19 protein-coding genes are annotated in these 20,532 nt (G+C 45.6%); 11 read left to right on the top strand and 8 right to left on the bottom strand.

Annotated elements, in window-relative coordinates:
• The first annotated feature begins 9 nt into the window (after positions 1-9).
• The gene (locus tag U0033_RS29145) at positions 10-402 is read left to right on the top strand and encodes a response regulator (RefSeq protein ID WP_072361867.1); all 393 of its coding nucleotides are present in this window, start codon (positions 10-12) and stop codon (positions 400-402) included.
• On the opposite strand, the gene U0033_RS29140 is transcribed toward U0033_RS29145, so the two are convergent.
• Positions 374-1,969, bottom strand: coding sequence for a T9SS type B sorting domain-containing protein (locus U0033_RS29140; RefSeq protein WP_072361864.1), 1,596 nt, complete (start codon positions 1,967-1,969; stop codon positions 374-376). The two genes, U0033_RS29145 and U0033_RS29140, sit on opposite strands and share 29 nt — an antisense overlap.
• Before the next feature lie 624 nt (positions 1,970-2,593).
• Between U0033_RS29140 and U0033_RS29135 the strand changes: the two genes are divergently transcribed.
• Entirely contained in the window at positions 2,594-3,292 is a 699-nt protein-coding gene (locus U0033_RS29135; RefSeq protein ID WP_072361861.1) for a hypothetical protein, read from the top strand.
• On the opposite strand, the gene U0033_RS29130 is transcribed toward U0033_RS29135, so the two are convergent.
• Positions 3,289-4,272 carry a LuxE/PaaK family acyltransferase gene (locus U0033_RS29130; protein WP_072361859.1) on the bottom strand — a complete coding sequence of 328 codons (984 nt, stop codon included), beginning with the start codon at positions 4,270-4,272 and terminating at the stop codon, positions 3,289-3,291. The genes U0033_RS29135 and U0033_RS29130 overlap by 4 nt on opposite strands.
• Positions 4,273-4,465: 193 nt before the next feature.
• On the opposite strand from U0033_RS29130, the gene U0033_RS29125 reads away from it, so the two are divergent.
• From U0033_RS29125 to bioB, 5 genes are all read left to right on the top strand, one after another.
• The gene (locus tag U0033_RS29125) at positions 4,466-4,912 is read left to right on the top strand and encodes a hypothetical protein (protein WP_072361856.1); all 447 of its coding nucleotides are present in this window, start codon (positions 4,466-4,468) and stop codon (positions 4,910-4,912) included.
• Positions 4,913-5,025: 113 nt separating this feature from the next.
• Positions 5,026-6,564, top strand: a complete 1,539-nt coding sequence (locus tag U0033_RS29120) for an acyl-CoA carboxylase subunit beta (RefSeq protein WP_072361854.1) — start codon at positions 5,026-5,028, stop codon at positions 6,562-6,564.
• 89 nt (positions 6,565-6,653) lie between these two features.
• On the top strand, positions 6,654-7,484 hold the full coding sequence (locus U0033_RS29115; RefSeq protein ID WP_083571550.1) for a UbiA family prenyltransferase: 831 nt from the start codon (positions 6,654-6,656) through the stop codon (positions 7,482-7,484).
• Between the two features lie 63 nt (positions 7,485-7,547).
• Positions 7,548-8,648 carry a M42 family metallopeptidase gene (locus tag U0033_RS29110; RefSeq protein ID WP_072361852.1) on the top strand — a complete coding sequence of 367 codons (1,101 nt, stop codon included), beginning with the start codon at positions 7,548-7,550 and terminating at the stop codon, positions 8,646-8,648.
• A gap of 89 nt (positions 8,649-8,737) precedes the next feature.
• Positions 8,738-9,730 (top strand): biotin synthase BioB, encoded by a 993-nt coding sequence (gene bioB / locus U0033_RS29105; RefSeq protein ID WP_072361849.1) that lies wholly within the window; start codon positions 8,738-8,740, stop codon positions 9,728-9,730.
• 109 nt (positions 9,731-9,839) lie between these two features.
• On the opposite strand, the gene aroQ is transcribed toward bioB, so the two are convergent.
• From aroQ to ytxJ, 3 genes are all read right to left on the bottom strand, one after another.
• Positions 9,840-10,253, bottom strand: coding sequence for a type II 3-dehydroquinate dehydratase (gene aroQ / locus U0033_RS29100; protein WP_072361846.1), 414 nt, complete (start codon positions 10,251-10,253; stop codon positions 9,840-9,842).
• Positions 10,254-10,270: 17 nt separating this feature from the next.
• The gene (locus U0033_RS29095; protein ID WP_177318607.1) at positions 10,271-10,834 is read right to left on the bottom strand and encodes a UbiX family flavin prenyltransferase; all 564 of its coding nucleotides are present in this window, start codon (positions 10,832-10,834) and stop codon (positions 10,271-10,273) included.
• A gap of 199 nt (positions 10,835-11,033) precedes the next feature.
• Positions 11,034-11,441 carry a bacillithiol system redox-active protein YtxJ gene (gene ytxJ / locus U0033_RS29090; RefSeq protein ID WP_322518605.1) on the bottom strand — a complete coding sequence of 136 codons (408 nt, stop codon included), beginning with the start codon at positions 11,439-11,441 and terminating at the stop codon, positions 11,034-11,036.
• 251 nt (positions 11,442-11,692) lie between these two features.
• Here ytxJ and U0033_RS29085 point away from each other — a divergent pair, with 251 nt between their 5' ends.
• The 4 genes from U0033_RS29085 (at position 11,693) to U0033_RS29070 (ending at position 15,580) form a co-directional block, all read left to right on the top strand.
• On the top strand, positions 11,693-13,045 hold the full coding sequence (locus tag U0033_RS29085; RefSeq protein ID WP_072361837.1) for a UDP-N-acetylmuramate--L-alanine ligase: 1,353 nt from the start codon (positions 11,693-11,695) through the stop codon (positions 13,043-13,045).
• Between the two features lie 9 nt (positions 13,046-13,054).
• On the top strand, positions 13,055-13,828 hold the full coding sequence (locus tag U0033_RS29080) for a 3'-5' exonuclease (protein ID WP_072361834.1): 774 nt from the start codon (positions 13,055-13,057) through the stop codon (positions 13,826-13,828).
• Positions 13,829-13,897: 69 nt separating this feature from the next.
• Positions 13,898-14,662, top strand: coding sequence for a polyprenol monophosphomannose synthase (locus U0033_RS29075; protein ID WP_072361831.1), 765 nt, complete (start codon positions 13,898-13,900; stop codon positions 14,660-14,662).
• Positions 14,663-14,713: 51 nt separating this feature from the next.
• On the top strand, positions 14,714-15,580 hold the full coding sequence (locus U0033_RS29070; protein WP_072361828.1) for a DMT family transporter: 867 nt from the start codon (positions 14,714-14,716) through the stop codon (positions 15,578-15,580).
• 129 nt (positions 15,581-15,709) lie between these two features.
• Here the strand turns inward: U0033_RS29070 and U0033_RS29065 are convergent, their stop codons facing one another.
• The 3 genes from U0033_RS29065 to U0033_RS29055 all read right to left on the bottom strand — a co-directional run bounded on the left by U0033_RS29065 (position 15,710) and on the right by U0033_RS29055 (position 20,527).
• Positions 15,710-17,716, bottom strand: coding sequence for a flavin monoamine oxidase family protein (locus tag U0033_RS29065; protein WP_072361825.1), 2,007 nt, complete (start codon positions 17,714-17,716; stop codon positions 15,710-15,712).
• A 26-nt stretch (positions 17,717-17,742) separates the two neighbouring features.
• Positions 17,743-19,458 (bottom strand): alpha-keto acid decarboxylase family protein, encoded by a 1,716-nt coding sequence (locus tag U0033_RS29060; RefSeq protein WP_072361822.1) that lies wholly within the window; start codon positions 19,456-19,458, stop codon positions 17,743-17,745.
• Between the two features lie 307 nt (positions 19,459-19,765).
• A complete protein-coding gene (locus U0033_RS29055; RefSeq protein ID WP_177318606.1) occupies positions 19,766-20,527 on the bottom strand; it encodes a DUF4397 domain-containing protein in 762 nt (253 codons plus the stop codon).
• Positions 20,528-20,532 lie beyond the last annotated feature (5 nt).

Below are 20,532 nucleotides of genomic sequence, written 5' to 3'. Positions count from 1 at the left end.
AGAAAAGCTATGCAACATACCATCTTATTAATAGAGGATAAAACAGGTTTAAGAGATACTTTACAAAGCCTGCTGGAGCTACACCAATACCAGGTAATCACCGCCGCAAATGGCGAAGAAGGCATTCATCTGGCTACAGAACACCTGCCCCACCTGGTGATCAGTGATATCTACATGCCGGTATTAAATGGATATCAGTTACTGGAAGCATTCCAGGCGCATGAACAACTGCGTTTTATTCCTGTGATCATCCTCAGCGCAAGATCAGCCACAGAAGAAGTAAACCTGGCCCTGGCAAAAGGTGCAGCAGCCTATATCAACAAACCCTTCCTGTTTGCCAACCTGAATGCCAATATCCAGCAATTGCTCCAGACTAGCGGAGCAGCACCACTGAACCTCTGAGCTCCTTCCGCTCATTGTTCCGGTCATTGAAACTGCAGACATATATAAATGCCTGTTGATCCTGTATGACTCCTTTTATATAACCATCCCAACCCGCCTGCGGATCATTGGTGCTAAATACCAATCCTCCCCAGCGATTAAACACACGCAGTTCATAGCTGGTCAGTACATCGTATAATTTTGGTTTGAACACGTCATTGTTCCCATCTCCATTCGGACTGAATGCCGTCGGCATTACTACCAGGCAACGCTTAAACGGAGACCCAATGTTCGCAGTACCACTAATACTACAGCCATTGGTATCGGCTACTTCAAATATATAGTGACCGGCTTTTAAAGATGTAAGGATACTATCTGTTTGCCATGCCTCGTTCTCAATATGATATTTATAGGGTTGTGTACCACCCGCTATCTGCAAGCCTAGCTTACCATCCCGTGTATCATCACAGCTACAGGGTTTTACTTCCACCTGTTTCAGTACCAGGGCTTCCGGAGCCTGCAACAATGCAGTGAGTGTATCTGTACAAACCTGCGCATCTCTCACATATACCTGGTACCTGCCTTCAGTCAGTCCTTTGAACACACCCTCTTTCACAGGGGTATTATCATCCAGTACAAAACGATAGGGTGGCATACCACCGCTAACGGCTACATGAATTTCTGCATTGTGACTACCCGCACAGGTAGCAGGCAGCGTAGTCATTGTAGTGGTGAGCGTAGATCCACCTACTACAACCGTACCGGCACCTGTAGCACCATTTGCTGCGGTGACCACAACGGTGTATTCACCGGGCGGCAGTTGATCAACTTTTGCAGTGCTATAGTTGCCGGGTGTCCAGAGATAAGTATAAGTCGTATGATAATCTACAGGACTTACCTGGACAGTGCCTGTGCTGGCATTGTTACAACTCGGTGTAGCCGTCAGCGTAGTTTTGATAACCTGGCGGATGTTGGAGAAATTGTCGATCAGCACTGCCGTACCAATATTACTGGCAGCACAGGGCTCAGCAGGGTCAGCCCAGAGCGAAATGTATTTATAACTGGCAGTGGGTTCCAATATTGCATAAAACCGTCGCCAGCTGGTATCTGTAAAAGGCCCCGATGACCAGAGGCGCTGTGCGGTATCTTTTGGACTATTCCCGCCATAAATGGTCAGGTTTCCATAACAGGCAGCCTGCAGGTACCTGGGTGCATAGGCAAGGTCTACAGAAATAGCGTAGGCTAATCCCTTTTCCAGGGGAGATGACAGCAACTGGGCTAAACCTTCCCTGTACGCAGGGCCGCTATGCAGGCCGGCATATGCCTTACCATCAGCAGGCCGCTTATAGATATTGAGCGGACCGGGTAATACATCCGGCGTGTTTGAGGCCGCTATCCAGCCTGCAGGCACGCTATCCCTGCCAATATTTCCTTCCATGGATGGGTTGCTCATTTCAATTACCTGGGCACCCGCAATTTTAAACATACAAAGGTTCACCGTCAGGATATACAATATACGGATTAACACACGCGCCTTATGGACATGGCGGTGAGCTACCCGTATTCTTGCAAATACAGGAATAGACATAGGATACGATTTTAGATAACGGATGAAAAGCCAACAACACACTATGCCCGAAGTATTGGAGCATGGAATGAATCATTTTCATAGGTCAGGATGCAGGCAAATTGAGGGTGGCACTCCCAATCTCAGCATCCTTTATAAGGTTTCCTGGCTATTGCATTCTCAGGTGATACAAATATACAATTTATTTAATTACAACATATATTAACATATGATTTTCTGATACTGACGAGGTTGTCCGACCCTTCCCTTGTTTAAGTAGGGCGCTAATAAGAGGGGTGATCTCAGGGGGTAAAAAGTGCGCAGTAAGGAGTGAAAAATATTTTAAAGCCGCAGCTTTTCCGGGAACCAACCGCAGCTTTTCCTGACATAAGTCGCAGGTTTTTCGGGAATGAGCCGTAGATATCCCGCCTCTTTAAAGATGCGGGTTATAGGCGGCTTATAGGCGGGATATAGGCGGGTTATCTGCGGGTTATCTCCCTTTAAAGCCTAAGATCGTTTGGGCCAAAAGCTGTCTTTTATATTAAATCGCCTCCAGGCCCGGCAATAGCATTCTTTAACTTTTTCCTTCGCATTATTTTGAATACATTGCAGGCAGAGGCACCTATGCCAGGCCTGTAAGTAAGTATGAAAAAGCAGACACATTTCATTACAAGCACTTACTTCATATCCCTGATCAAATCATGGTTACAGGGCACCAAAACACGACCTGAAATCATCTCCGAGACTGCCGACGTATTACATTTATCTAGCATCAATCAAACAGATGTTACATACCTGCTTACTACAGTCGCCAGGGAAATGAACGAAGACTTTTACACAGACATCATCACCCACATCAATTATGATGCGGACACGGTGCCTACGCGCAAAGGCCTGATACACCACCTCAGCGCCCTGCTGGCGGAAGAAATTACATTAAAAGAATTCATGGAATGGGCACACTGGTACAGCTTAGATGATGACCAGCTGAGCGCAGGAATTTTTGAAGACTTTACGGTAGAATACTTTTGCCTGGACTTTCTGTCGGCAAACGACGATCTATTGTCGCCGTACATGTGCAGACGGGCATTGGAAATCCTGGAATATCCCGGCGCTTCGCCCACACAACAAAAGGTCGCCTTAACACTGTTACCAGATCATGAACTGGACGATTTTAAGGACTTTTTATCCCAACTGACACTACAACATCCCTCATTAACATTAATAGACCGGTACCTAATGAAAAAATTCGGAATGGATCACGAGAGTTTCCCATATATGCAGGAACTCACTACGCAAGAAGCGGGAACAATATTGAAAAAAGTACAATTAATCAGCACCTAACTTACCATCAAACTACACCCCCTTAAAGCAGAATTATCAAGCCTGCCCAATACTTCAAAAGTACCATGCTCATGCAAGCGGCCTATATCTTCCGTAGCAATGAAAGAACAGGAATACACATTAGCAAGGTCTACTACATTGATCACACCGGCAGCTTTTTCGGTATAGAGCTGGAATGGGTCATTTTCGTCTCTGACCAATACCTTCATCCAGGGTGGAGTATTGAATAAACCCTGTCCATAGCTGTATGCCTGGGATAGTAACTCGGTCATGCCATATTCTGCATGAATCTGGCTGCAACCCAGTCGTTCCTTCAGGAAGGCATGCACCTGTTCACGGGTCCATTCTTCTCTCCTGCCTTTCATACCCCCCGTTTCCATCACGATGGTATGTTTGAGCTGCAGGGCATATTGCTCTGCAAAATCCAGGAGACCAAAGGTAACCCCGATGAGCAGGGTTTTCTGCCCACGTGCTTCCAGTTCCTGCAGCTGGTGGTAGAGTTTGTCATGTTCATACAGGTAAAAACCGCTGGCAGGGTGAGCACTGCGCTTCACCATGTTCTGCACCATGTAAACCAGACTGGAGTGCTTTCTTTCCAGGTAGGAAGGCAGCAGGCCAACTACTACAAAATCCGTAACAGGGCCGTAAAAACGCTCAAAGGCGGTCAGGAAACTCTGCTCATAAATGACAGCCTCTTTTACCAGGTGACGGCTATTGATGGTCTGGGTAGTACCACTGCTTTCAAATACCAGCTGGGGCTCAAAGGTACCACAGGTGACCTGGTGGGTTTTGAAGAACTGGATAGGGAGGAAAGGGATCTGCGCCAGGGAACGGACCTTGTCCGGCTGAATGCGCAGGGCATCTGTGTAAGCACGATATAATGCATTTTCACGATACTGGAAACGAAAGGCCTCAAGGGACAATGCTTCCAGGTCCGATCCGTCTGAAGAAAATATTGCTGCTGTAGAAATGCCACTCATAAACACTGATTAGTAAAACCGTACAAAGTTAGGGGGAAAGACGTAACAAAAAATGCGAATTCAACGTTATTAGGATTCGGGGGGAATCTTGTTGGTTTTTAAATGGCCTGCGGCCTGCTTGAAAATCAAACTGAAACACTACCAGGAAGAGTTAAAACTAGATAGAGTTAAAAAAATAATGTAGGTTTGTTATATGAAGAAAATAGCTTTTTTATCCCTCTTTTCTTTACTGGCTATTGGTGCCTGTAAGAAAGATTCAATAGGCACCAAACCGGTGATCACCTTCAAATCTTATTCTTCTTCTCCCGTTTCTGCTGATGCCGGAATGGATATTACATTTAATGTAACCGACGGAGACGGGGACATTGAAAATACGTTCAATTTCGCAGCTATCTACGATGTGAAACCTTTGGACACGCCATTCACATCCCGCCCGATGCCCAAACTGGATGCCCACAAAGGTACCAAGCTGACCGCCGAGGTTGTTCTTCACCTGATTAACACTGACTTTCCGCAAATTGCTGATAATCCGATAAAAAAGGACAGCGTGCACTACCTGGTATTCATACAGGATGACGCAGGGAATTATAGCGATACCATCGTCACACCTAAATTGCAGGTAGTATACCCTCAGAATTAAATATATACTTATATACCTTATTATTAAAAACGCTTTTACCGCTGGTAAAAGCGTTTTTTTATGTTTTTTTCCCCGATATTTAGTGTTCGCGCGTTATTTAACACCTTGATACAATGGATAAGACCACGGAACTCCAAAACAGAATAGCCGAAGCTATGCTCGGCGGAGGCGAAGCCCGTATCGCCTCGCAGCATAAAAAAGGAAAACTGACAGCTCGTGAAAGATTACAATTACTCATGGATGATGGTTCGTTTGAAGAACTGGACATGTTTGTACATAACCGTAACCGTGGCATAACCGACGACCAGGAACAATTTCCCGGAGATGGCGTAGTCACTGGTTTTGGTTCTATCAATGGCCGTCTCGTCTACGTTTTTTCGCAGGATTTTACCGTTTATGGCGGCAGCCTCTCTGAACCCCATGCCCGCAAGATCTGTAAGATCATGGACCTGGCTATGCAAAATGGTGCACCTGTCATTGGTTTGAATGACAGTGGCGGGGCTCGCATACAGGAAGGGGTGGTAAGCCTGGGTGGCTATGCAGATATCTTTTATCGCAATACCCGGGCCTCGGGTGTGATTCCGCAGATCTCAGCTATTATGGGGCCATGTGCAGGAGGGGCCGTTTACTCGCCTGCTATCACCGATTTTATCCTGATGGTGGAGCAAAGCTCCTATATGTTTGTAACAGGCCCCAATGTAGTGAAAACGGTGACACACGAAGAGGTCACTTCCGAAGAACTGGGTGGTGCAAATACCCATGCATCCAAAAGCGGGGTTACCCATTTTAGCTGTGCCAATGAAGTAGAATGTATTCACAACATCCGGCAACTGCTCAGCTATGTACCGCAGAACTGTGAAGAAGATGCGCCGAAATACCCTTACACACCTGCCGATGAACACAGGGCATCGCTGAATAAAATTATCCCGGCAAACAGCAATCAGCCTTATGATATGAAGGAGGTGATTGAACAGTTAACAGATACGGATAGTTTTTTCGAAGTACATGCCAACTATGCTGAGAATATCATCGTAGGCTTTGCCCGTATTGCAGGCCGGAGCATTGGTGTCGTAGCCAATCAGCCGGCACACCTGGCGGGAGTACTGGATATTAAAGCCTCTGTAAAGGGTGCACGCTTTACCCGCTTCTGCGATGCATTTAATATTCCCCTGCTGGTACTGGTAGATGTACCGGGATTCCTGCCAGGCACAGACCAGGAATGGAACGGGATCATTACCAATGGTGCAAAATTACTTTTTGCACTTAGTGAAGCCACCGTGCCCAAGATCACCGTGACTACCCGCAAAGCTTATGGGGGCGCTTATTGTGTAATGAACTCCAAGCATATCGGGGCCGATCTCAACTTTGCTTTTCCACAGGCAGAGATTGCGGTGATGGGGCCTAAAGGAGCGGTAGAGATTATTTATAAAAGAGAAATTGATGCTGCAGCAGATCCTGTAGCGAGAATGAATGAACTGGTAGCAGAGTATACTGAACGTTTTGCCAATCCTTATTTAGCGGCAGAGAAAGGATATATTGATGAGGTGATAGAACCCGATCTGACAAGGATTAAACTAATTAAAGGATATGCAATGCTGGAGAATAAGGTGGTGACAATGCCCCGGAAAAAACATGGAAATATTCCCCTGTAATTTATTAAGCCCCCCGCAGGCCCAGCCCCGGCAATAGTTTGCTTTTGGTGTAGGCAAAAGCAAACTATTGCCTTAAATTGCATCCCACTATGTTCAGGGCATTCACAAATTTCTTATTGTTCTCGTCGGTCTACGTCTCGCTCTGTGCCGTATTATTAATATGGCAAACGAACACCTTGTTGAATTTACAAGCGGTCAATTTCGACTATTATAAATTCGCTTTTTTCTCGACCGTCTGCAGTTATAATTTTCACTGGTACCTTACACCGGCTGCATACTCCGGTTCACCGCGATTGCAATGGGGCGTCAGGCACAGGAACCTGCAACTGGTCTTTACTATAATAGGTGGCATTGGTGCGGCCATTTACTTCCTGGATCTGAAAGCCTGGTGGCTGGAACTGAGTGGTGCAGCGTTTTTGACCTTTCTTTATTCAGCCCCCAAAATACCCATTCCTCCTTTCACCTGGTTGCGCAAAATTGCTATCGGTAAAACGATCTTTCTCTCTGCAGTATGGGTATACGTCACGAATGTACTGCCCATCTTACTCAGTGGCGCACACTTTACTGCGCAGGCAGTGTATTACATTGTGCACCGGTTCTTTATCATCTATGCATTATGTATCCTCTTTGATCACCGCGACCTGGAATCTGATAAAAAAGAAGGGATCCGATCGCTGATCACCTGGCTGAATAAGCAGGGGCTGATGCGTTTATATTTCTTTTCACTGTTTATTTCTGCTGTCTTTGGGTGCCTTGTGAGCAGGGATCTCATTACTTTTTACCTGCTGATCCCCATTGTCATTACCGCGATTTTAACGAAATATACGCTCCATACAAAGTCTGATTATTACTATTACTTTGTACTGGATGGGCTGGTTATGTTATCTGCATTACTACATTATATAGCAGTGGTTGCATGATAATTAAGGTTCTTGCACCTAATAGCTTTTCCTTACTTTTGTGCCATAAATTACTTTAACAGCATGTCAAAAAAGCAAAAGTCCGTATTAAGCAAGGACGCGCTTACGTTCCTGCGGAATTACCTGAATAATCCCTCCCCTACCGGTTTTGAGAAGGAAGGACAGAAACTGTGGCTGGAATATCTGAAGCCTTACATTGATGAGCACTTTGTAGATGCATATGGTTCTGCTGTGGGAGTTATCAATCCCAAGGCACCTTTCAAAGTGGTGATTGAAGCACATGCCGACGAAATTTCCTGGTTTGTAAATTATATTTCTCCTGAAGGATTGATCTATGTGATCCGCAATGGTGGTTCTGATCAGCAGATTGCGCCATCGAAGAGAGTGAATATCCATACTGAAAATGGTACTGTAAAGGCAGTGTTCGGATGGCCGGCTATCCATACACGTATGCGTAGTACAGAAGGCAAAGAGCCCCAACCGAAAGTAGATAACATCTTCCTGGATTGCGGTGCACGCAGCCGTAAGGAAGTGGATGAACTGGGTATTCATGTGGGCTGTGTGGTAACTTTCGAAGATGGCTTCGAAGAGCTGTCAAATGACTATTACGTATGCCGTGCGATCGATAACCGCATTGGTGGTTTTATGATTGCAGAAGTAGCACGTATGCTGAAAGAAAAGAAGCAGGAACTGCCTTTTGGCCTGTACATCGTAAATGCAGTGCAGGAAGAAGTAGGGCTGAGAGGTGCTGAGATGATTGCAAAACGCATTAAGCCAAATGTTGCGATCATTACTGACGTTACGCATGATACCACTACGCCTATGATCAACAAGAACATAGAAGGTGAGATCAAATGTGGTTCCGGTCCAAGCATTACTTATGGCCCGGCGGTTCATAACATTCTGCGTGACCTGATCATTAAAACAGCAAAGAAGAATGATATTCCTCACCAGCTGCATGCTGTAAGCCGTAGCACGGGTACAGATACAGATGCATTTGCCTATGCAAATGATGGTACACCTTCAGCATTGATCAGTTTACCACTGCGCTATATGCATACTACGGTAGAAATGGTGAAGAAAGACGATATTGAGAATACTATATTATTGATTTACAATACCTTACTTAACATTACACCAAAAACAAACTTCCTATACCTGTAATTAGGTGTTTACACACCTAATCCATTCATACTCCGTTAGTTTGGCAGTATGGATTAAATGTATAGATTTGCTTCTCAAATTTCATTATTATGCAAGATGTGCAGATCCGTCACGACTGGTCTATTGAAGAAATAAAAGAGATCTACAATACGCCCTTACTGGAGCTGGTTTTCCGTGCGGCATCTGTTCACAGGCAGACGCAGGATACTGCAGAAGTACAGGTTTGTACTTTGCTCTCCATCAAAACCGGTGGTTGTACCGAAGACTGTGCTTACTGCCCGCAGGCAGCGCGCTATAATACCGATATTAAAGTACATGGCCTGATGCAGAAGGATGCGGTACTGGCTTATGCGCAGAAGGCGCGTGATGCTGGTTCTACCCGTTTCTGTATGGGGGCTGCATGGAGAGAGGTGCGGGATAACCGCGACTTTGATCGTGTACTTGATATGGTAAAAGGTGTAAATGAAATGGGTATGGAAGTATGCTGTACGCTCGGTATGCTTACGGAAGAACAGGCGCAGAAATTGGCGGATGCAGGCTTATATGCTTACAACCACAACCTGGATACTTCTGGTGAGTACTATGAGCAGATCATTACGACCAGGACTTATGATGATCGTTTAAAAACTTTGGATAATGTACGTAAAGCGGGTGTGAGTGTATGCTGTGGAGGTATCATTGGTCTTGGAGAGAGTCATGAAGATCGTATTGGTATGATCCATACGCTGAGCAATCTGCCTGTACATCCGGATTCAGTGCCTATCAATGCATTGACAAGGGTGAAGGGTACGCCATTGGAGCATATGCCGAAGGTGCAGTTCTGGGATATGGTGAGGATGATAGCGACTACACGTATATTGATGCCGAAGGCAATGGTGAGGTTGAGTGCGGGTCGTGCGGAGATGAGTATGTCTGAGCAGGCGCTGTGTTTTATGGCGGGTGCGAATTCTATATTTACGGGCGAGAAGTTGCTGACGACTGCGAATCCTTCATTTGAAGAGGATCATATGATGTTTGAGTTGCTGGGATTGAAGCCCAGAGAGGCATTCAAGAACCAGGAAATACAGGAAGCGATTTTTTAAAAAAGCAAATAGTTCAAATAAAAAGGCTTTTACCTCCGGTAAAAGCCTTTTTATTTGAACTTGTTCACAATTTTATGCAACGAGCGGAGCTTGCTGCATAAAATTGGAATTATAGAAAGTAGTTAATCCCAAGCGCATATCCTTTGAGGCCCAGGCCAGCAATTGTACCAATGCACACCGGCGCAATCACCGATTTATGCCTGAATTCTTCCCGTGCATGTACGTTACTGATATGAATCTCCAGCACCGGCGTCTTGATGGCCGCTATTGCATCCCTGATAGCGATCGAATAATGCGTATACGCACCTGCATTCAACAGGATCCCATCATAAGTAAATCCTATTTCATGTAATATATCAATGATATTCCCCTCAGAATTATTCTGAAAATACTCCAGCTCCACATCCGCAAATAATTGCTTCAGCTTCAGGAAATAATCTTCAAAAGCTTCATTCCCGTATATGCCCGGCTCCCTTTTACCTAATAGATTCAGGTTGGGTCCATTAATGATTGCTATTTTCATTGGTACAAATTACTAATTTATTCTTGTCCCCATCTATAAGTATCCTGCTGTATCCCGATTAAATCAATCACACGATCCACAACGGTCGCCGCCACTTCTTCCAAAGTAGCCGGCACACTGTAAAACGAAGGCGTAGCCGGACAAATAATCCCTCCTGCCTCTGTCACCGTCAGCATGTTCTTAATATGAATCACATTATAAGGTGTTTCTCTCACCACACAGATCAGTTTGCGGCGTTCCTTCAGCACCACATCAGCAGCCCGGGTAATGAGGTCATTGCTGATCCCACCGGCTATCCGGCCCAGGGTACCCATAGAACAGGGGCAGATCACCATTGTATCAAACCTCCCGGATCCGCTGGCAAAAGGTGCCATAAAATCCTGCTGGGTATAGGTCTTAAAGGGCAAAGCTTTGTAATCGTCCGTTTTTAGCTCCGTTTCCCACACCGTTTTTGCATTTTCGGTCATCACAATGGCAACCTGCCCGGTCTGTGCAGTCGCGCGTTCCAACTTTTGCAACAACTGACGTGCATATATGGCCCCACTGGCCCCGGTAACTGCGACAACTATACGGTGTTTCATAATTACAAAGCTAGTTAAAAAGAGCGATCCCATTTGTAAGGGGGTATAATTCCCTCCTGCAATTCACGAAAGAAGTAATTCGCCAGGGGAAATAAAAACTCACCGGTAAAAAAATTACAGGATCTCCCTTATATAAAAAAAATACCGGCCACCAGGCCGGTACTAATTTCTTTGGATAAATAGCTGCAAGCTACTCGACTTAATTTGCATGTGATACCAGCTCATCCATTGCTATGGCACTATGGCTCTCATCGTACACACACTTTCCATTTTTAATCAGCAACACCTGGGGAGATTCATGTTCTACTCCATAAGCCGCTGCAATTTCATCTGATATTTTCCGATACTTGATTAGGTCCAGATAATAGAAGGTCATATTCTCAGGCGTTTCAGCTCTGTCGAGCCTTGACTTAGCTACCGCGCTAATGGAACAGCGGGTGCTGTGCTTAAAAATAACGACGGTTTCCGTTTCAGATGCTTCCTTGATGGTTTCTAACTGATTTTCAGTAGTTAAAGGTATCCAATTCATTAACAATCCTTGCTGTTTGCCGCATGGCTCACCTTGCCTATCTTCATCGGACAGCCCAATTTGTTTTGAGACGCACACGAAGTAAATAAAGTAGCAAAGATACAAATAAGCGCTGCGCCGCCCAAAACTTTGAATGATACTTGCATAAAGGGATTTTTAAGTGGTAAATGAAATTTCATAGGGAAAGGTGATATCACTTTTTTAATCGCCATTTTTTGACGTTACTTTGCAAATATAAAATTTATATTAAAAAATTTATTGATAATATCAGTCCATTTTCCCGATTCTCATAAATATAACGCAAAATACCGGCAACTGTTTTATTGCATATGACAAAAGTACATTTTATTGCTATAGGTGGTAGCGTCATGCACCAGCTTGCAATTGCGCTGAAGTTGAAAGGTTACCAGGTGACCGGGAGCGACGACGAGATTTTCGAGCCGGCTCTCTCTAACCTGCGCCAGGCGGGAATTTTGCCCGCTACGATGGGCTGGGATGATTCCCGTATCAGCCCTGATCTGGATGCTGTTATTCTTGGGATGCACGCCCGTGGCGACAACCCTGAGCTCCTGAAAGCTAAAGAACTGAACCTTAAGATCTACTCGTTCCCCGAATATATTTACCAGGAGAGCCTGCAGAAAAAACGTGTTGCAGTGGGAGGCAGTCATGGTAAAACGACCACAACTGCTATGATTATGCATGTGTTACAACAGGCCGGCCAGGAGTTCGACTACCTGGTAGGTGCCCGTTTAGCAGGATTTGCACAATCTGTGAATATTACCAATGCGCCTACTATTGTCATGGAAGCAGATGAATATCCCGCTTCTGTGATCGAAAAGCGCCCTAAATTCCATTTCCTGCACCCGCAAATTGCTGTTTTAACCGGCATTGCCTGGGATCATATCAATGTATTCCCCACTTACGAGAACTACCTGGAACAGTTTGTCATCTTCATCAAAACCATGGAAAAGGGTGCTACCCTGATCTATAATGAGACGGACCCTGAACTGGTAAAACTGGTGAATACGGAAGCGGCACACCTGAAACTGGTTCCTTATGGCGTGCCTGCTCACACAATAAGTAATGGCGTTACCAGCGTTACTTTCGGTGGTGAAACAAAAGCCATGGAAGTATTCGGTGACCACAACCTGCTGAATATGCACGCTGCCCGCCTGGTTTGCAATGAACTGGGGGTAGATGATCCTACTTTCCTGGCTGCCATTGCTACCTTTAAGGGGGCTGCGAAAAGGCTGGAACTGGTAGGGAAAAATGAGCACTGCGCTATTTACCGCGATTTTGCCCATGCCCCTTCCAAAGTAAAGGCGACGATCGAAGCCCTGAAAGAGCAATATCCTTCCCGTACGCTCATCGCAGTACTGGAATTACATACTTATAGCAGCCTGAATGCCGCCTTTATGGTGCAGTACCAGGGTGCTATGGACAAGGCAGATATTCCTGCTGTATTCTATAGCCGTCACGCCCTGGAAATCAAGCGGATGCCAGACCTGCAGCCCGAAGGCATTGCCCAGGGATTTGGCAGAAACGATCTCCGGGTATTTAATAACAGAGAGCACCTGCAGGCATTCCTGGATGCACAAAACTACCAGAATGCCAACCTCCTCCTGATGAGTTCAGGAGATTATGAAGGAATGAACGTACCTTCGCTCACAAAGTATTTATAATTTTTAGTCATGCCATCATTGCAACTTAAAAGGCCCCTGGCCGTTATTGACCTTGAGACAACTGGTACCAACGTGGCCACAGACCGTATTATCGAGATTGCGATCGTTAAAGTAATGCCCGATAAGAGCATTCAACAGAAAACAAAACGCATCAACCCAGGCATGCCGATCCCTCCAGCTACCACAGCCATTCATGGCATCAGTGACGAAGATGTGAAGGATTGTCCTACTTTCAAACAAGCTGCGAATGAACTGAGACAGTTCATGGACAATTGCGATATAGCCGGATATAACTCAAACCGTTTTGACATACCGCTGCTGGTTGAAGAATTCCTGCGTACAGGACTGGAATTCGACGTGAAAGGACGCAATTTCATCGATGTACAGAAGATCTTCCACCTGATGGAGAAACGTACCCTCAGCGCAGCCTACAAGTTTTACTGCGATAAGAACCTGGAGAATGCACACAGCGCGGAAGCCGATGCGCTTGCTACTTACGAGATCCTGGAAGCCCAGCTCGGCCGTTACGAACAGTTACAATCCGAGGTGGAACACCTGGCAGAATTTACCAAAGAAGACGAATATGTTGACTTCGCCCGCCGCATGATCATGCAGAATGGGGTAGAAACTTTCAACTTCGGTAAGTATAAAGGCAGGGCCGTGAGAGAAGTGTTGAAGATTGAGCCTCAATATTATGACTGGATGATGAAGGCCGATTTTCCACTGAATACCAAGCAAAAGCTCACAGACATCTACCACAGTATGATGTTAAAAAAGATTTAATGTTTATAAAATAGGGAACTTATTTCCCGATTATTATAATTTCGCAGTCCTAAAACAACACTTAGCTGATTGGAAAAGCTTGTCATCATTCCGACCTACAACGAAAAGGATAATATCAGAAAGATCATAGACGCGGTATTCACACTGCAGGAAGACTTTCATATCCTGATCGTTGACGACGGGTCGCCGGATGGAACCGGGAATATAGTAAAGTCCTTGCAGAAGCAACATCCGGGGGAACTCTTCCTTTCGGAAAGAAGCGGAAAGCAGGGGCTGGGTACTGCCTATATTCATGGGTTTAAGTGGGCGCTGGACAAAGGATACCGCTACATCTTTGAGATGGATGCGGACTTTTCTCACAACCCTAAAGACCTCCCAAGGCTTTATAATGCCTGTGCAAGAGAAGGTGGGGATGTAGCCGTAGGCTCCCGCTATGTAAAAGGTGGCAGAACAGAAAACTGGCCATGGGATAGGGCTGTCCTCTCCTACGGTGCCTCTGTATACGTACGTTTCGTAACCTGGATGCGTGTAAAAGATGCAACCGCCGGATTCGTGTGTTATAAGCGGGAAGTGCTGGAAGCCATCAACCTGGATGCAATCCGCTTCGTAGGATATGCATTCCAGATCGAAATGAAGTTCACTGCCTGGAAACTGGGCTTTAAGGTGAAGGAAGTGCCTATCACCTTCATAGATCGTAAAGAAGGGTATTCCAAGATGAGTAAGGGGATTGTGAAAGAAGGGATCCTGGGTGTACTCAAAATACAGTGGGAAAGCCTGTTTAGGAAGTATGAGAGAAGAGTGCGGAAAGAACAGTTACAGGAACAGGAACAATAGAGAGCATGCTGATATAGCTGTCACAGCCTTTTGGCAGCGGACTGATACAAAATGAAAAAACCTTTGCTGCAATTACACCTGTCAGTCTTCCTGGCAGGTTTTACGGGCATCCTGGGGAAGCTGATTTCCCTCAATGAAGGATTGCTCGTTTGGTACCGACTATTATTCACTGTCATTTCTCTGTTTATTATATTTAGCTGGAAGGGGATGTTGTCGCGACTATCGCGGAAACAATTAGTTCCTATTGGATTGAATGGGGTGGTGATCGCTATGCACTGGCTGTTCTTTTATGGGAGTATCAAGTACTCGAATGTAAGTATCGGCGTTGTCTGTTTTTCATTGACAAGTTTGTTTACTGCTATCCTGGATCCCATTATCAGCCGCAGGCGATTTGATGTAAGGGAGTTAATGTTGAGCGGCATTACCCTGGCCGGCATCGTGATGATCTTCCATTTTGATTCGCAGTATCATACAGGGATTATTATGGGGATTGTGTCTTCGATCTTTGCTGCATTGTTTACCATCGTGAATAAGAAACTGCTGGTACATTATGATTCTCCTTCTATTACATTTTATGAATTGCTGGTAGGATTTGTGGTGTTGTCACTGTTTATGCCGATGTATTTAGGTGTGGTGAATCAGCATTTTTTACTGCCTTCTACAAGGGATTTTATTTATCTGCTGATATTGAGCTGGGCTTGTACGGTGTGTATGTATATGCTGCTGATGGCGGCACTGAAGAAGGTGAGTTCGTTTACGACGAATTTGACTTTCAATTTAGAACCGGTGTATAGCATTATTATTGCGTTTATTTTGTTCCAGGAGAATAAGCAGTTGAGTTGGGCGTTTTATGCGGGGTTGGGGTGTATTATTCTGTCAGTGTTTTTGCAAATGAGAAGAATTACTAAAACTATATAAGGCGCAAAAAACAAATTTACCTTCGGTAAATGCATTTTTTGCGCGGGAGCAAGTCCGGGATGCGATCGCATCCCGGACTTGCTGTTTCCGGAGTACCCGGATTTGCTGTTTTAAGAGCATCCCGGGTCTTTATTTACTCCCACAAGGACAGATAAATGGATAATTCGCCGGATCGATCAAAGGAAGTATACCGAAGAAATCATTCAATACAGATTCTGCTGTACAGTAGGCCCCTTCTACCCAGGCCTGATCATTTGAATAAGCCTCTCCCACAATAAAGATATTGGCATCTGCACCCGGAATCAACTGTGAAGGTTTCCTGATCTTTTGCTGTACATCACAGATGTTGTAATGCGCAGCATAGGCATGATAGCCGGCATTAAAAGGAGGCAATGACCAGTCCATATACCTTGTTTCCAAAGGTTCCGGTACCGCTGTATAATCAGCCTGTGGACCGAAATGTACCGCCGCCAGTTGTGCACGCAGCATTTTTACCATTATTGGTGGCGCTTCCCGGGGCCCGATCAGTGTCTGGTAATTTTCAGAGATGGGAATCTCTCTGGTTCCATCAGGACCTATCTCCAGTTCCTGCCAGAAGTCAGTGAACATCTCATCGTCATAAGCTGCCAGCAGACCATAAATTTTATCTCCAGACTGATCCAGTGCATTATTACCAAAGTAAACCACCTGCCGGATAGGCGTATCAGTTACACTTGGGCCGATGGTGTTTCTTTCCGCAGTTTTCAACAGCATTTCCTCTTCAGGAATAGTAAGCCTGTTCTGGATGCAATGTTCCACTGCAGCAATAAATGCTGTTGTATCTGCATAAGGCACTTCCATAAGATCGTTGTCCATCGCAATGGCCGTGATATAAGCACCCGGGAATCCCTGCATGGAGAGCGATTCTATGACACCTTTGGTAATTTCATAACTGTTGATCTGTGCAGGATAAGGGGGTGGATTATCTGAATTATTTGCCCACCAGGGTTCTTTGAAGAACATACCCACCTTGTAAGAAGGTTGCATAATCGCAGATTCCAGGTACAACTGCACTTTCTGATCATTGAGCACATCCACTCCATCATGGTCTTCATAGCGGGTAGCCTGCGCCACCAGGTCAATAGCATACCTTGGCATCGCCAGCCATGCCGCCTGTGTGATCTTAGTTCCCGCTTTCTTATTCGGATTCTCTCTTGTTGCAAATGAATAGCGGATCTGACCATCAATTTGCAGGATGGAATGCAATCTTGTATTGGGGTAATAATTAAAGATCACGCCTTTTTCATTCGCCAGTTTAACGATATCATCAAACAATGCATTGAACATGGAAGAATACCCGGTCGTGAGGGTTTTGTATTCCGTACCTGGTGTAAATTCATTATTGGCGTCGAAGGCAACTGCCGAATTCCAGTTGATCACATTTGACGTATACCCATTACCGGCAGATGTATAAGCATAGCCCTCTGCTCCCAGCTGATCAAACATGAGGTTCCAGTAACCAATGTCTTTCAGGAGATCACCTTTTTGAAATATGGATGATTCGGGAAGGTCTACATTGATACGACCATTCTCATAGAACGCACACCATTCAGCTCTGGTAGAAGGTCCACTGGTAGCCGTTACAGCCAGGTTCTCGATCGTATTGAAACCTGTATCAGGAGAATCAGTTGCACCATAATGATCTACATTGTAAGGAGCGGGATTGGAAGAGGTGATCTGGTCGAGGTACATATTCTTTGTACGCAGGTAAAAGAGCGGGTTCGTAGACTCATTGAAAGGTACTGCATACTGATCGAGATCCAGATCGCGGATCACGGTGGTCACCAGCCTGTGTCCGCCACCCTGTGCAGAAAAATCCCAGTCAGAATAACGCATCCCTCCTACTTCCAGGTAAGATTTGCTTTTGTCGTTCTGATAGTGCCAGGTACAAACCCTGGCACCGGCTTCGCGGGTTCCAGGATTGTCTTTATTGAAGTCATATTGCCCCCAGTCATAAAGTTCAAGGATATCGCCGCTTACGAGTTGTTTACCTTTAGCAGTGGTGTCGGAATCATTAGGGGTGCCGTTCAGCAAGCGCCAGGCGGTGTATAGACCTGCTGCACCTGCGCCGAAGATCGAGTAGGTTTTGTTGCTCATTTGAGGTATTGATTTATATGGTGATTTTATTCTAATCCTAATCTGCGCATCTGACCCGGAAGGTCTTTTTGTGGAATGACCACTTCTACAAGACTGGGGCGGTCCGTGGTATCTTTTAGCATATGCAGTGCCTCATTCAGTTCATCGAGGGTGGTAACCCGATACCCATCGGCCCCGAATGCCTGTGCCAGGGCAAGGTAATCCCATTCCGGCAGGATGTCGAAGGTATCGAAAGTATGTTCCGGACCTGGTTTGAAGGCGTCCATGTCTACGTATACCTGTTCGATGGCATATACCTTGTTGCTCATAACGAAGATGACTGCATTCAGTTTGTTTCTTGATAATGTGGACAGCGATTGACAGATCATCATAAAACCGCCATCCCCGGCTATCGTCCAGGCACGCTTTCCACTACCAAGTTGAGCGCCTGCAGCAGCGCCGGTTTCATAACCGATGACCTGCCAGGCTGCAGAGCTGAGGAAAGTGTTTTTGTACAAACCATAGGCGTTGGTAGCTACATATAATGAAGAGCTGACACCAAAGGTCATGATGATCTTGTCCAGCATGTTCTGCTGATCCAGGAACTGCATGGAATGCTGGAAGAAACGATTGTAGGTAATGACATTGGGTTGCGCATCATACACAGGATCTGAATTCGAGATCCAGGGCTCGGGGAACTTTGGTTGTGGGGGAGCGGTAACGGACAACGGATAGCCCTTGGTCGTCTTAAATCTGACCAGCAGCGCTTCCATAAAATCTTTCATGGTCACCTGCTCATAAATGAAATAGCCTGCCCTGATTTGTTCTGTAGTGGCCAATACCATATCGGCATATTTGTTCTCTATAAACCAGAGGTAATCATCAGTGATGATCGTGCCTAAAGTAAGGAAGCAATCAGCAGCGGTCACCACATCTGTGACTGATTGAATAGAAGCTGCATCAGCATAGGTGCCAATGAATTTATCGCCTTTTTCATCCAGCACTGTTTTGCCTAATGTTGTAGTGGTGTAGAGGAAACCACTGGCATCGATGAGCTGTTGCAGCAAGTCGGAAAGGCCATGCCGCAGGATTTCCACCCCTGCGAATATCACGGGTTTGGTTGCAGCGGTGATCTGTGCCCAGGCGGTGTTTACCGCATTTTCAAGGGCAAGCGGATCGCTTTGTGGAACGATAGCCTGCAGGGGTGTTCCGGATGGCTGCGGACAAGGTTCTCCCCATACTTCTTTGTAACAGGCAATGTACACAGGCCGTTGATGGGTAAGGGCAGCAATGAGCAGGTTGTCGATCTTTTCAGGGGCACCTGCAGATGTGCTCAGGGTTTCTGCGGCAACAGTGACATGACGGAAAATTTCCTCATCTGCCTGGAAGTTGCCGGTAGAGTGATGAAAAAGTACATCGTACATTTTAGTCATCTGCCTGGCATCGGCACCGGGAGTAGCAGAGATGACTACGATCGGGCTCCGTTCTACATAAGCACCGGCAATAGCATTGAGGGCACTGTAAGTGCTTACTCCATATTGGAGTGATATGGCAGCGAGGCCCCTGGTGCGGCCATAGGCATCGGCGGCATAACCAGCATCCAGTTCATTGATGTTGCCAATGGCATTGACACCCGGGAAATTTTCCAGTGCCTGGGTGAAGTGCTTGACGTAGTCGCCGGGGATTTGGAATACTTCCGTGACATCGAGTTGTTTGAGGCGCGTCAGGAGGTAATCAGCAACGGTGAATGGTGTGTTTTCCATGTGCGGATTTGTTGTGGTGAAATTTGAGATAAGCAGTTATTTCAAGTATTTGGGGGATTTGAGGTAATACTTACTGAATGTATGACAATTTTTGAAATTTACAGTACGCTGGTTAAAAGTTAATCCGTGGAAAATAACCTGTTATATTTAAGTTCCATTAGGGGTACGGGATCGGTATATGAAATAGGAGCTGATATTTGGGAACTGACTAAAAAGGGTACCCCTCTCGGGTGGGTGATGGAGACGTAATGGCTTTTACGCAATTCCCGGCGCCTTCATTTTACTCTTTAGTCAGTTCCCTGTTTTTTTAGTAGTGCACATATCCAATTAAACCCCGGGCTTTGGTGCCGGAGCTCACTGATATACTTCCTTTGAAAATTACCGTATAACTACGCTGCACCGTGAGGTTCGCGATATTCCCTGTAGTCAATGCCATAGTAGCAAATACAGCACGACCTGATAACGGAGTAGCAGCATCTGCAGAACGTGTTACATACAGGGTATCCTTTATGTTTACACTATAAGGAACCGTCTTATAATCACTCAACTCACCAGGGCTCAGGCCGGCTGCTACGACCCCATGTTTTGCTGAATACAGGTCAACTTTTTTGCCGGTGGTATCATTTAATACCGTGTGAATAAAGCGAACTGCTATCACACCGGTATCTGGTTTTGGAAATGCGTCTTCTGTAAAGATCTGCCCTGCACTGGTAAGGATAAACGTATAGTATTTACCTGTTTCAAAATTATCACTGAAGCTTTGCAGACCGACAGAATCACCTACCAGCACCCCTGGTTTAAACAGCGCTACTGTTTGTTTGCCCGGATCAACCGTGAGATAAGAATTGACACCAGATACAGGATAGATACCATTGTAGGTGATAGCACCGCCATTCAGCTTTGTGCCTCCCACATAAATATTGAATGTATCCAGGTTAGTTGATGCATGTACTACTTTTAAAAATGCTTTTCCACCTGTTCCTTCTTCAGTAGCATGTACCGTGAATTCTTTTTTACAGGCGGTGATCCCCATTAATAAGGCTATACCTGTGAATATGAATCTACGCATATCGA

It is taken from the genome of Chitinophaga sancti (genome assembly GCF_034424315.1).
In the GTDB taxonomy this organism is placed as follows: Bacteria; Bacteroidota; Bacteroidia; order Chitinophagales; family Chitinophagaceae; genus Chitinophaga; species Chitinophaga sancti.
This window is presented reverse-complemented; position numbering and strand designations above follow the sequence as displayed.

Bases quoted from the DNA above. Each gene is read 5' to 3' on its own strand.
- U0033_RS29070 (WP_072361828.1), top strand. From the start codon at position 14,714: ATGAAAAAACCTTTGCTGCAATTACACCTGTCAGTCTTCCTGGCAGGT.
- U0033_RS29065 (WP_072361825.1), bottom strand. From the start codon at position 17,716: ATGAGCAACAAAACCTACTCGATCTTCGGCGCAGGTGCAGCAGGTCTA.
- U0033_RS29080 (WP_072361834.1), top strand. From the start codon at position 13,055: ATGCCATCATTGCAACTTAAAAGGCCCCTGGCCGTTATTGACCTTGAG.
- U0033_RS29110 (WP_072361852.1), top strand. From the start codon at position 7,548: ATGTCAAAAAAGCAAAAGTCCGTATTAAGCAAGGACGCGCTTACGTTC.
- U0033_RS29140 (WP_072361864.1), bottom strand. From the start codon at position 1,969: ATGTCTATTCCTGTATTTGCAAGAATACGGGTAGCTCACCGCCATGTC.
- U0033_RS29130 (WP_072361859.1), bottom strand. From the start codon at position 4,272: ATGAGTGGCATTTCTACAGCAGCAATATTTTCTTCAGACGGATCGGAC.
- aroQ (WP_072361846.1), bottom strand. From the start codon at position 10,253: ATGAAAATAGCAATCATTAATGGACCCAACCTGAATCTATTAGGTAAA.
- U0033_RS29115 (WP_083571550.1), top strand. From the start codon at position 6,654: ATGTTCAGGGCATTCACAAATTTCTTATTGTTCTCGTCGGTCTACGTC.
- U0033_RS29120 (WP_072361854.1), top strand. From the start codon at position 5,026: ATGGATAAGACCACGGAACTCCAAAACAGAATAGCCGAAGCTATGCTC.
- U0033_RS29060 (WP_072361822.1), bottom strand. From the start codon at position 19,458: ATGGAAAACACACCATTCACCGTTGCTGATTACCTCCTGACGCGCCTC.
- U0033_RS29055 (WP_177318606.1), bottom strand. From the start codon at position 20,527: ATGCGTAGATTCATATTCACAGGTATAGCCTTATTAATGGGGATCACC.
- U0033_RS29135 (WP_072361861.1), top strand. From the start codon at position 2,594: ATGAAAAAGCAGACACATTTCATTACAAGCACTTACTTCATATCCCTG.
- U0033_RS29085 (WP_072361837.1), top strand. From the start codon at position 11,693: ATGACAAAAGTACATTTTATTGCTATAGGTGGTAGCGTCATGCACCAG.
- U0033_RS29095 (WP_177318607.1), bottom strand. From the start codon at position 10,834: ATGAAACACCGTATAGTTGTCGCAGTTACCGGGGCCAGTGGGGCCATA.
- bioB (WP_072361849.1), top strand. From the start codon at position 8,738: ATGCAAGATGTGCAGATCCGTCACGACTGGTCTATTGAAGAAATAAAA.
- U0033_RS29145 (WP_072361867.1), top strand. From the start codon at position 10: ATGCAACATACCATCTTATTAATAGAGGATAAAACAGGTTTAAGAGAT.
- U0033_RS29125 (WP_072361856.1), top strand. From the start codon at position 4,466: ATGAAGAAAATAGCTTTTTTATCCCTCTTTTCTTTACTGGCTATTGGT.